A 13,350-nucleotide genomic window follows, 5' to 3' on the forward strand; every position below is an offset into this window, starting at 1 on the left:
TCATCGGGCCCCGCCCTCGCTCGCCGGTGGCTGTTCGGCGATGGTGTCGGCGTACGAAGGTGGTGGCACGAGAAGCGCGCGGGGGATCTGGTTCCCTTCGGAGTCGACCGCGTACAGATAGAACCGGCCCGAGCCGAGATCGTGCGGGTTCGGCACCGGCTCGCCACGGGTCATGGTCAACACGTCGGCGCTGGCCGCCCATGGGTTGGTGGTGACGCGAGCGATCACCGCGAGAGCGAAACCGGTCCGCTGTTGGAAAGCCTCGTCGGCCAGGTGCTCCAGAACCTTGATCAGGGCGTAGCGATTGTTGGTGACGAAATCCAGCGTGTGATCGTCGTAGAAAGGTACCGCGTCCGGACCGTGAGAAATGCGGTTCAGAAGGTAGGTGGCCGTGTCGCCACCCGACGAACGGTCGAGCGCCCACGCGAGATCGATCGACGTCCCGATCCGCCGTAGCGATGCCGGATGGGCCGGCACCAGCGATCCGGCAAGGGTACGTCCGCCTCGTTCGGCGTACCAGTAGAGGTCGTTCGCATTGACGATCTCGGCGACGTCCGCTAGCTGCTGAACCTTGCGGGAGGTCCCGTGTGCGTCGCTGCCATCGGCGAAGAACACGTCGATGCCCCGGGAGAAGGGACGGCGCGTGAGGATCCACGCGCGGGTCTGACCGGTCACACTGAGCACGACGGCTCGGGTCGAGTGGAATTCCGGCAGGAACGACGAGCGTTCCCGACCGTTCAGCAGGAATTCGATCCGGTCCAGGTCGTACACCGGATCGAACCGGGCAGGCCACGACGACTGCTGCGCCCTCTCGGGCTCCTGCCACTGCCGTTTGACGAGCTCGAGATTGACGCGAGAGAACTCCCTCGGTGTGGTGGTCCGCTGCGCGGGGTCGAACTGCTTGTTGGCCGCATCCACCATCTCGGCGCTGATCGGGAACCGCCGCAACGGGACCGACCACGACCGCCCGTACGGCGGCGGATTCAGCAGTTCGATGGAAATGGGCTCCCCGCTGTGGTCTGCCGCGTACAGGTAGTACCCGCCCGGCCGGCTGAGATCGTGCAGCTGCGGCAATGTGCCCGAGGCGATGTCCTCCGACGTGACGGCCCACGCGTCGAGGTATCGGCGATTCCAATGGTCGATCCAATCGCGCACGACGACCGCGACAGCGGAGTCTTCCGCCAGGCCGCGTAAAACCTCGTGAACAGCGCTCGGGTCCACCGACACGAAGTCGGCTCGGAAGGCGTCGCTGTCCCGGATGGCCGAAAGATCCCCGTGCACGGCGGCCAGTGCCTCTTCGACCCTTTCCCGGTTGCTGCCGAACGCGAGCACATCGCGCAGCCCAAGCGAGAGACCGTCGCCATAGCGAGGTGGCGCATCCGGCGAATCGGGGTTGACGGTGAACAGATCAGGGCGCGGCTGCTGGGACTCGGCCCCACCCCAGCTGGTCTTGCCGCCGGTGTGCGCATACATGTAAAGCTGGTGCGGTTCCCCCATGTCGACTTCTGCCAGCGGGCGCGCGGTGCCGTCCGGGAAGTACACCTGCGGCTCCACCGTGTTGGCGTCGACCCGTGCGCCGACGAGCCACGCGCCGACGGTGTCCCCGTCGATGCTCACCACGATGGCGGTGGTCTCTTTCGCGACGCGCGGCCCTCCGCTCTCCAGGAAGCGGCTGATCGCCTCCTTGCCGTGGACCGGACCGAACTCCACCGGCCACGGCGCCCCGGTCAGCCGCCACCATGACTGGGCACGCTCCAGATTCCTGGCGCTGGCGGGGTTGGTGTCGGCCGCCCACTGCAGCATGTCGGCGGTGACCGGCCCCCGCATCACCACCTGCTGCTCATCGCCGCGCGCGCCGGCCACGGTTGCCGACGCACTGTGGTCCGCAGGCAACGTGAGGGCGTCGAGGGGTAACGGGTTCCCCCGGTCGTCGACCGCGAACGCGAAGAACGCGCCGTCCTCGGCGAGCTCTCGCAACCGCGGTCGATCCTGACCGGGTTCGATCAACCAGCTGTCGGCGAACCACCGGTTCCAATCGTCGACCCGCACCCGCGCGAGCAATGCGCCACCGAAGTCCTCCCGATCGACCAGATTCTGCAGCACAGCGTCGGCGTCGGCCCGCTCGGTGGCAAAGAGGTGTGCTTCGGTGGCCGCCAGGACCTCAGGCGTAGCGCGGTCGCCCAGCGTCCGGTGAATCCAGTGGGCCACCTCGGGGTGGGTGCCGTCATTGGCCACGGACATCACCCCCAGCGAGCGGATCGAGGGATGCCACGGTGGCAACCGATCATTCGCGCCGTGATTCATCGCCCCCACAGCGGTCACCCCGGCCACAGCTGCGTAAAGGTAGATCCCCTGTGGCTCACCGAAGTCGACCTCGCTGAGGCTCCGCTCGGTGCCGTCGGCGAAGATCACCGCCATCTCGAGGGAATCGCCGGCCGCCATGCCTTTGATCACCCACGTGCGCGTCACGCCGCCGCCGTAGACACCGACCGCGACTCCGGCAACCACCCCACCGGAGCTCTCGGTGAGCCCGGCGCGTATGGACCGTTCGATGGCCGTTCGGTCAACCGGCGAGGCGCCTTCACCCACTGGGGCGAATTCGCTGGGCCAGGGTCTGCCGCTAAGGGCCCAGACGCGCTGAGCTCGCTCAAGGCTCACCCGGCTGGCCTCGTCCGTGGTTGCGCGTTCGAGCGTCGCGTCGGTGATCGGCTCCCGCCAGCGAACCGGCGCCTGGCCGGTGGCGGTTGGTGCCGTTTCACCGTGGTCGATCTGCGCCGTGTAGTGCTCCATCGGGATGGATTCACCCGAGGAATCCAGCGCGAACACGTAGAACCACTCGGCTTCGCCACCGAGCTCGGTCGCCGTCGGCAGATCGTCGCCAGGCCGGATGGTCCAGGTGTCGACGAACGACCGGTCCCACACGTCGGTGCGCAACCCGGCGACCACAGCGACCTTGAAATCCCGTTCGTTCAGCTGGTGCAGGCTCGAGACCACGTCCGACGGAGCCACCGAAAGCAACGGCACCCGCTGTCCTTCCAGGGCGCGCACTGCGGATTCGCCGACGATCCGGGTCAACTGGCTGCGCAACGGACCACGGTTGTCCACGTCCTGATTCGTGCCGTAGTCGAGCACGTCCACCACACCGATGGAGTGATACTCCTCGCTCCACACGTCCGGCACCTGGTACGCATTCGCGTCACGTGAGCCGACAACGTCATCCCAATCGCGTACCACGTACGCGTAGAGGTCGCCGGGCCCCCCGAAATCGGGCCTGACGCCTTCAGGATGTGTCGTGATCTCCCCGAACGCGTTCTGGAACACCATCAACGCCCGCAGTTGGCCAGCCGGCTTGGCCGTCAGCACGATCGCTCCGCCGACTTTGTCCGGCTGCTGCCGCAGCACGCCGTAGACCTCCTCGATGTCACGGACCGGCGCGAACACCTGGGGTTCGGGGAACCTGACCAGCCGCCAGTCCGACATCACCCGGTTGAAGATCCGCGAGCTTTCCAGATCCCCCCATCGGATGCGCGCGTCCAGGATCTCGGACACGTCGTCCATCCACACGGGCAACCGGCGCCACGGCAGCTGAGGCGAGGTCTGCCCCACGGCCGGACCGTCTGCCGGATGCTGCGCGGGCGCAGCCTGCTCGGTGTCGTGCGCGCCGGCTGGCTCCTGGTTGCCGTGGTCGACTGCCGAGGCCCCGTCGCCCTGCTCCTCCGGCGACGGCTCGCCCGACCGCTCCCCACCAGAACCCGACCCGTCCGCCTCAGACCGATCCGCCGACGGCACCTCCACACCCGACACATCCCCACCCCGCTCCAAACCACCATCAACCACCGAGGCCCCGTCGCCCTGCTCCTCCGGCGACGGGTCGCCCGACCGCTCCCCACCAGAACCCGACCCGTCCGCCTCAGACCGATCCGCCGACGGCACCTCACCGGCCGAAGTGTTCTCGGCCGCTGAGGTGACGTCACCGGTCTGTGCGTCGACGACGTCGGCGGGCTGCGTGCCCGAGGTGTCTGCTCCGCCGCGGAGGTTGGGGGCGTCGACGGGATGCCCCGGTTGGCCGGTGGGTGGTGAAGGGTGCGTGGGTGGGGTGGCGGCATGCGGACCACCGAAGAAGTCGGGGTCGATGGGGGCATATCCGATGCGGCCGGACAACCAGTTCGCGGTGGTGTTGGCCGCGGTGTCGAGGGTGCCGATCTGCTGGTTGGCCACGTCCACGATCACCACCCGCCCCTGCGGGTCGCGGTGCGCCAGCACGAAATGCCCGACCTGGCCGGGATCGGCAGGCGCGTAGTAGGCGACCCCCATCGCCTGCTCACCCGGCTGGCGCTGCAGCTCGTCGACAATCACCCGAGCCGGGTCGTCACCCTCCACCCATCGCATCGTCTCGCCGAGCAGCTGATTGACGTCCCCCACCGCCTGGGCCACACCCTCACCACTGGCCAGATACGGCCTGCCCTCCCACAGCGCGAACGCCGCCTGCACCACCCTCTCCAGGCAGTCCTGCAGCGACTCGCCGACCCGCGACCGCAACCCAGCCAGCAGCTCGCCGTACACATCACTGAAGAACCGCTGCGCCGCCTCCCGCGAGGCAAACCGCTCCCACACCACCACCTCACCCGCACCCAGCCCACCTGCCCGCTCCGCCGACAGCACACCCGCCGGCTCCCCGTACTGCAACCCGGCGACCCCTCCCTGCAAACCGACACCGACCCCACCGCCCAAGCCCTGGGACGACGGCGCATCCGCACCGTCCCGGCCGGGCGCCTCGTCACCGGCTGCCGCGGACTCACCGAGATCCGGACGGACGCTGACGTCAGCGGTCTGCCCATCGGACGCTCGGCCGGAGACGCCCCCATGTCCGGCGCGGTCCTGCTCCACCTGCGTCGGCGTGCGAGCCAGGAATTCGACCCGCGAACTGAGGGGCAGCCGGCCGAAACCACCGGCCTCCGGGTCGATCACGTCGATGCGCCCGGAACGCTCTCGATGGAGGATCACGTAACCTTCGCCGTTCCGGACGATCACCGCACTCCGGGTGTCGGTCAAGTGCGGCCAGACGTCGGCCCACGGCCCATTGGTCATCGCCGCGAAACGGTCAGCGGCCAACGCCTCGTAGCGCTCGACCTCGCTCCTCTCCCGGAAGGCCGTGCGCCGGGCCAGCGAGTCCGCGATCCCCAACGCCCGCGCGGCACCTTCCAGCTGTGCGGCGGCATTCCCGTCGAACGCCCACCCGTAACGCAGATCGAAAGCCAACTCCGCGTGGCTGTCGCTCACGAACAAGTCCCTCGTCGTCAGCCAGCCGTCCACCGCACCCGACGCGGTCACCTGATGCGTGCTGAACCGCACGTTCTCCCCAGCAGGCAGCCGACCGAACCCAGGACCCTTCGGATCGATCACGTGAACCGGGCCACCGGCATCCTTGCGATGCAAGATCAGATAGTTCTTGCCCTGGGCGGCCACCACGGCGCGCGGTCCCGAACCACCCCGCAAGAACTCCCACACCTGGTCCCAAGTGCCCTCCCGCATGCGTTCCCGCCGCGCGTGGATCTCCGCCTTGCGGACCAGATGCGACAGCCCCTCCGGTGAGAGGGGCCGCTCCAGCAACAAGGAGTCCACGAGACCGAAGGCCCTGGCGACGTCCGGGTACAGCCTTGCGGCGACATTCGACTCTTCATCGAACGCCCACCCGTATCGCTCGTTGAACAGCTCCGCCCGGTCACCCTCCGGCACCGAATCCCACGACACCACCTCGATCCGCGGTGAGCCGCCTGCCGGCGAGGCATGCGCGTCTTCGACTCCCGAGCCGGGGACGGGGTCGGCCGCGTGGAACTGTTCGCCTCGTCGAACATCCGGGGCGGACGAGTCGGACGAGACCACCTCTGCGGGTGCCGGCCCACCGGTGTCCTCCGCCGACAACACGGCTGCGGGCTCAGCGTGCGTGGGCCCTCCAGCTCCACCCGGCAAGGACGCGCCGGGCCCACCACCGACACCTGATGCCCCGCGCTCGCCCCCGGCACTCGAACCCTCGGCCGCGGCGTACTTCGTCCAGCGCGAGAGGTCCGCTTGACGGTGCGGCCACTCGTGCTCAGGCGCAGACGCGAGTTCCCTCAGCAGCACGGCCGCCGACACATCCGTATCCGACATGATCATCGTGGTGATGTTCCTGGCCGCACGCCTGCCCGAAACGAAGTCCTCGAACGTGAACTCGACCGCACCGAACCTGAGCGCGGACGCTATTACTTTCGTGAGGCCTGCACGCCTCGGGTCGTCCTCAGGAATACGCGGAGCACCGCGCTCATCGATCGCCGCGGCAATTGCTTCTGAAGCTGGCCCCTCCACGATCCGCCGGGTCATTTCGCTGATCGCCTCGAGCTCGTCGACGGCGGCCTTCACCAGGAAGTCCCACGGAAGCACCGCAATAGGATCGGGCGCAATGTCGGGCCGGCGGGCCAGCTGGGCGGCCAACTCGACTGCTTCGTCACGTCCCTTCGACAGGTACTGATAAGCCACAAGATCGCGGAATTGCTGGAACTGCCACCAGGTGGCGACCGGGGCTGCGTATCCGATGCCCTCGAGGATACGCACAGCTTCTGCTTTCGCATCGGATACTTCCGGATGGGTCAGCTTCCCCGACCGGCCGTCCCGTCCTTGGTCGGCGTGGGAAGCGTCTTCGCCCCGGTACGCTTCGGCGTCGCTGTCGGAGTCGTATTCTCTCTTGCTCGCCCGCATTCGCCGGCCATGCCAGAAATCCGTGTGTTGCGCCTTCTCCAGCGCCTGCACCGTCTCACCGAGCGGCCGGCTACCGTCGAACAGTTCAACCAGGTCCTTCGCCGGCATCGGTCGGAAACCGTGCCCGACGAGCAACGCCGGCAGCATCAGGTGCAAGTTGAGCCGGCCGTTGGTGTCCTGGAAGGGATGAACGATGTGCGTGGCTCGCACCACCTGGGCGATCGCCCGCAACCGCTCGGAGTCCGATCGCGCGTCGTCGATCCCGCGGTTGAACTCGGCGAACAAGTCCTCGAGAATGGTTACGACCTCACGTTCGCCGTAGTTCACCTCGTACCAGATTTCTCCGGGCTGCTGCTCCCTTGCGACAACCAACGGAACCACGTTGGACGCGCCGCTTTTTTCCCACACCTCGGCGGGCAACACCAATGGCCGACCGGCAATGACTTCATCGAAGACGTCCGGCGCAATCTTCGTGCCGAAAACCGGGAATTCTCCACCAATCTCGTTCCACATCAATTGTTCGCCGGACTCACCGGTGACCAGACGGTGCGCATGCTTGTACCAGTCGACCGAGAGCTTGGTCACCCCGCCGGTGAGCAAGACCTCCTCGTAAGCGCGCTCCAACCGCGCTTGGAAACCACGCGACTTCTCGCGGTCGTACATCTCACCGGGGTTGTCGCGGTAATACCGCTCCGCATAGCGCACGTCGCGCGGCCACAGATACAGGCGATGCCACTTGTTCCGGTGTTCGGCGATCTCCTGGACGATCGCCGCAGTTCGTGACTCCCGACTGGTTGCCGAATCGCCGCCAAATTCGCTACGGAACCCGCGCTGCGGAGATGTCGCGGGCTGCGCAGCACGACTCGACGTGCCGGCAGGCGACTCTCCCCGGCTCCCGGCACCGGACCCTGCCGAGGTGCCGCCACCCCCGTGCGCAGAGTCGCGGCCGGTCGGGAGACCACCGGGTTCGTCGCCGGACGTGGTGCGGTAGCTGGTTCGATCGTGGTCGAACTGTGCCCGGTCACGGGTCAGGTAACGCACGCTCGGATCGACTGGCAAGCGGCCGAATGCGCCGGTTCCCGAGGGGTCGATCACGTTGATGTGTCCGGAACGGTCCTTGTGCAAGACCACGTATTGTTGACCGTTCTCGACGATCACCGCGCCCCGGTCGGTGCCCCGCAGGAAGTTCCAGACGTCACTCCACGGCCCATGGCTCATGCCCTGGAACCGGTGCTCGGCAGCGTCCTTGAGATAGCCGACGTCAGCCATCCCCGAGAACGACTTGCGTTGCACCAAGGAATCCGCGACCCCGAGGGCGCGCTGCTGCACATCCGAAATCCGAGTGATGGGGGTTTCGTCGAACACCCACTCGTAGCGGCTCGTGAATTCTTCCTTCGCGAATGCGGCGTCCAGGAACGAGTCCTGGGTCCTTATCAGGCCCTCCACGGCGCCCGACTCCGTCAGTTGCTGGGGCAGGAAGTGGACGGGCTCGCCTTCGGGCAGCCGGCCGAACCGGCGGCCGGTCGGATCGATCACATGGACCGGGTCACCAGCATCCTTACGATGCAAGAGCAGGAAGTCGTTCCGATCGGGAACCACCACGACACGTGGCCCGTGACCGCCCCGCAGGAAATCCCACACCTCGCCCCACGAACCTGTCCGCATGCGCTCGAACCGGGCGTCGTGTTCCACCGCTCGCAACAGATGCGCGACCGACTGCTCGGACGGGAATGGCCGGTTCAGCAGGAACGAGTCCACCAGACCCAAGATCCGTGCACGACCCAACGGCAAGTGCTTCGCCGCCGCGTTCGTCTCGGTATCGAACATCTGCTTGTAACGGGTGTCGAACACCGGCTTCCGCTCTTCCGGTGACAGCGAGTCCCACGCCACCAGCTCGACCGGCCCCTGATCACCGGTGGACCGCACCGGCTCGCCTGAGCCGGATCCAGCGGATTCCTGACCCGTCAGTGGTGTGGTCGTGTCGGTGTGCGTGACCGGCCCAGGGCGCGTCGTGCCGCCGGCCGACGCGGGCACTTCCGGCGCCGATCTCGCAACTGTCGCGTCGGCGCCGTCTCGGGCGGTGATGCCGCTACCGCCCGTTGGAGCCTCGCCGGGTGCACGCCCGGTACCCGGCTCCGTGGAGGTGGCGCCGTCGCCGTGCTCGGCGAGCTGTTCGCCCGTCATGACCCACACATCCGTGCGGTCAGGCAGGTTGCCCAACGTCCTGCCGGCCACATCGATGACGTCGATCATTCCGTTGCCGAGCCGGTGCAGGACGAGATGGGTTTCCTCCGCGCCCTCGCCATAACGGATGACGGCCAGCTCGTCGTTCCACTCGTTTCGGATGTCCTCCAATACCGAGGTCAACTGGCCCGGCCGCATGCGCGCGAACCACGCGTCGGCATTCGCCACCCGGCTCCGCACCCCGGACAGATCGACCCGGCTGCCGACCCCCGATCTCTGAGTCAGCAGCTCCGCCAGCGCGGCAACCTGAGTACGGCCGTCCCGGCTCCCAGCCACGACGTCCTCCAGCTGCTCCAACACCCGGCGGTAGCGGTCCTGGAAGTACGACGCCGCCTGCTGCGTCCCCAGCCGGTCCCGCGTGACGAACGGCGAATTCGCCAGCCCGGACTGGTCGTCGTCCGAGTCGGGCGATTCATCCGACGGCTCGCCCCGGCGCTCGCCCTCGGTCTCGGCCGTGGGAGCGTCCTGCCCCGCCGGGTCGGCCGGACGAGTGCCGGGCCTCGCGCCATCCTGAGCTTCCGCACCCGAGGGAGCAGCAGACGAACCGTCGGACTCCCATGCGATGCCGAGACCGGCCGCGGTGTCCTCCGGCTCTGGCGTGGGCTCGCCGGACGGTCCGGTACGGGTGTCGGTGCCCTGGCTCGCCGACGCCGGGGACAAGCGTTCCTGCGCGGGCGAAGCGGTGACGGGTTCCTCGGTGATGGCGGGTGTGCCGGTGAATGCCGACCGCAATCCGCGACGACCGCCCGTCGTACCCGCCTGCGCCGAGTCGGTCGAGAAGGACCGGCTCGGACTTCCGCTCACGCGCGGATCTTCGCCCGCGGCGGCGGGTTCCGGGAGGTCGAATCTCACGGCCTTCTTGGGACCGGCCGCCGGGCCCTGCCGCAGTGCCGGCCGGCGAGGCGCGGGGTCCTGAGCCCCGTGACCGGACGCGGGTTCGCGCGAACTCCCGGCGGCGCCCGCGCTTGACGATTCCTCCGGCCCGACCTGTGGACCAGCGACCTGACCGGAGCCCTCGTGCCCGTCACCGCCCGCTGAACGTGACCACACCGCCGCCGCTTCGAACGCCGATTCCGAGCCTTCCGGAGAACTCCACGAGTTCAGCGGCGTGGTTGTCGGCGCTTCCGTCGCCGCCTCCGAACCGCGGCTGCTGCCGACAGTGCCGGCCCGCCCCGACGCCGCCGATGTGGCATCGGACCGGCGCGCAGAACTGTCGAGAGGCTGCCGTGCCGATGCTTCTTCCGTCTCGGGTCCGACTGCCTCGCCCTGCTGACGAACGTCCTCGAATCCCTCGACGTCGGACACCGGGTCGAAGAGTTCGGTCCGGTGGGTGGTGCGCCCGTCGTGGGACATCGGCATGAACTTCACGACGCGGTCTCTCGGCACGGTGCCGAGCTCCCCGGTCACGACGTCGATGACGTTGATCAACCGGTCCTCGCCGTTGAAGTGTGCGATGGCGTAGTTCTGACCGTCCTCGATGATCACGCCCGTGACGTCGTCCGAGTTTTCGTACAGGTACCCCAGGATGTCCTCCAGGGTCCCCGAGCTGAGATTGGCGAACTTCGCGTCCACATTCCCAGCCCATTGCCGGACGTGATCGGTGTCGACCCATTCCCACATCGGCCTTCGCTGGGTCAATGCGTCCGCCATCGCCAGCGCTTTCGCCCGCCGGTCCGCCACGTTCGTCACGTCGACGTCCGCGAACGGGCGGAACATGTTGCCGTAGTGGAGCTGGAAATGATCGCGCGCTTCTTCGGCCGAATCGAACCAGTCCCGCGTCACGAACACATCGGCCGCTTGCTCGAACTCGGGCACCAGCTGGTCATCGGACGCCGGGTGGCGGGCGTCGCTCTCGTTCGTGGCAGCGACCTCAGCGTCCGAGCGCGCTTCGGTCCGCGAAGCGGGCTCAGCGGGCGGCGTGGTCTCGGCCGGGGGCACCGGTTCGGTCTGCGGTAGGGCCTGGTGGGACTCGGCAGGCCGCGCCGCCCGGTCATGTTCGACCTGCGCCAGGTCGCGAACCATGTACTCGACGGTCCTGTCGGCCGCGTCCGCAGGCAGCCGGTCGTAGCCTCCTCGGATCGGATCGATCACGCTGACCTGTCCGGCCTCGGTACGGTCGAGGAAGAAGTAGCGCTGACCGTCGCGAACGATCGCCAGCCGTGGTTGCGAGCCGCCACGCAATTGCCCCAGCACCTCGCTCCACGTGCCGGAGAGCATGTTCGCGAAACGGTTCTCGCTCACTCGCGCCAGATAGGCGAGGTCTTCCTCAGCGCGATACGGCTCGCGACGCAGCACGGAATCCGCCAGCCCGAGAATCCGTGCCCGCTCGTCGGACAGCCTTGCCGCCGGGGTTTCGCCGAGGACGTTGCCGTAATGCTCCGCGAACGCCAGATCCGCATCCTCGTGCCAGGTGTCGACCGTGGTGAGCCATCCGTCGATCCCGCCGGACTCGGTCCGCTCGTGTGTCAGGAACCGAACGTTCTGCCCGGTGGGCAGATTGCCGAACGTTCGATTCGCCACGTCGATGACGTGCACCGGGGAATCAGGACCGTTCCGGTGCAAAATCAGGTGATTGCCGTCATGCGGAACGATCACTGCCCGCGGGCGCGGAGCGTCGCGCAGCTGGTCCCACACCTGCTTCCAGGTTCCCTCCCGCATGCGCTCGAACCGCGCATCCACCTCTGCCTGCTGCAAAAGATGGCTGACTTGCTTCCTGGACAAGAACGGTTCGTTCAGCAGCAGCGAGTCCACCACACCGAGCACGCGCTGACGCTCGGAGGGCAAGCCGGCCACACCCGCGTTCGCCCTCTCATCGAAGGCCCACGCATAGTGGGAATCGAAGAGCTCCGCGCTTTCCCCCGGTCGCAGCGAATCCCCGGTGACGACCGAAACGCCCTCGATCGATCGCGTGCCGGACGCCGCGCCGCCCCGGTCGTTCGTAGTACCTGCCGCGGCCCCGTCCGAGGCCTGCGTGGTCTCTCGGGCAGCCTCCGCACCAGGAACGGAGGCCCGCTCGCTCTGCTGGGTCGAGGATCGTTCCCCGCTCGGCCCCGAACCCCCGTTGTCCGGCGGCTCGGCCGACGTCGGACGAGCCGGCTGCGTCGAACTCCGGCCCGGACCGACCAGTTCCACCTCGGTGAAGCGAACCGTCTGATCGGGATGCAGTCGAGCGAGCTCTTGCCGGTGCACGTCGAAGACGGCGAACTGACGTGAACCGTTGCCCCTGTGCGCGATGATGTGCTCGGTGCCGCGCTCGACGATCACCGCTCCACCGCGCGGCCTGGCACGCAGGTAGCTCTCCACATCCCGCCACGTGCCCACACGCATCTGTTCGAAGTCCGCGTCCGCGCGCCTGGCGAAGTGCCGCAGGTATTCGACGCCACGCTCGCTCGGGAACGCCCTGTTCAGCAGCACCGAGTAGGCAGCAGCGATGGCCCGCGCCCGGCGATCCTGCAGGCTCTCCACCGAAAGGTCCGCCAGCGGCCGCAACAGATCTCCGTATCGGTTCTGGAAGTACGACCGGGCGTCCTCCTCGCTGGAGAACCGATCCTGGGTGACGAACCGGGTCTCGGTCGCCGCTGCCGCGGGCCGCAGCACCGTGAACGGATACCCCACCTCGTGGGTCAGATCGCCGATCCGCCCGTTCACCGGGTCGATCACGGTCAGCTGCCCGGCGCCCGGTTGCCAGTGGGCGACCCGCATCTCACCGTTCCGGTCGGGACCGAGCTGGATGACGGCTACCGCGTCCCCGGGTCTGCTCCGCAGGCGATCCCATATTTCTTCCAGGTTCCTTGCGCGACCGCTGAACCGTGCGTCGCCGTATCGATGCTGCAGTTGGCGCACATCGTCGATCTCGTTCGCAATCGGCCTTTCCTGCAACAGCGATTCGGCAGCCATGCGAGCCCACACCCTGCGGCCCCACGCACTTTCCGGCACCAGGCCCGGCCGAACGTCCAGCAATTGGCCGTAGCGGAACTGGGCGTGCGATCGCGCTTCGTCGTCCGACTCGAAGGCCGCACGCGTCAGGATCTTCCGGCCCGGGTCGGGCCAGACGAAGGGCACCATGCGATATTCATTGGCGGGGTGCAACTGGGCATAACGTTGTCCCACCGGATCGATGACATGCATCCGCCCGGAGTCGTCCAATTCCGCGACGAAATAGTCCGCACCCCGGCGGTAGCGGACCTCCACGATTCCTGCAGCCCGCTTCCCGTATTTGACGTTCAGCTGCAGAACGTCCCTCATGGTGTCCGGCTTGATGCGCGGCGCGTCGCGGAATTTCGCCAGCAGATTCTCGCGCCCGTTCCGGTTCCAGCTCAGGCTGGCCACGTTCTCCGACGGCCCGCGCGACAGAACCAGGTCGACAACCTG

At 67.8% G+C, this 13,350-nt stretch carries 1 protein-coding gene (cut by a window edge); it reads right to left on the reverse strand.

Annotation, left to right across the window (positions count from 1 at the left end; genetic code table 11):
• A protein-coding gene (locus CXP56_RS07435) for a WXG100-like domain-containing protein (RefSeq protein ID WP_286900540.1) crosses the window boundary here: on the reverse strand, positions 1 to 13,350 show its end. 14,592 nt of this gene lie beyond the right edge of the window; 13,350 of the gene's 27,942 nt are visible here — the last part of the coding sequence; its start codon lies beyond the right edge, outside the window; it ends in the stop codon at positions 1 to 3.

This window comes from Thermocrispum sp. (assembly GCF_002919275.1).
In the GTDB taxonomy this organism is placed as follows: Bacteria; Actinomycetota; Actinomycetes; order Mycobacteriales; family Pseudonocardiaceae; genus Thermocrispum; species Thermocrispum agreste.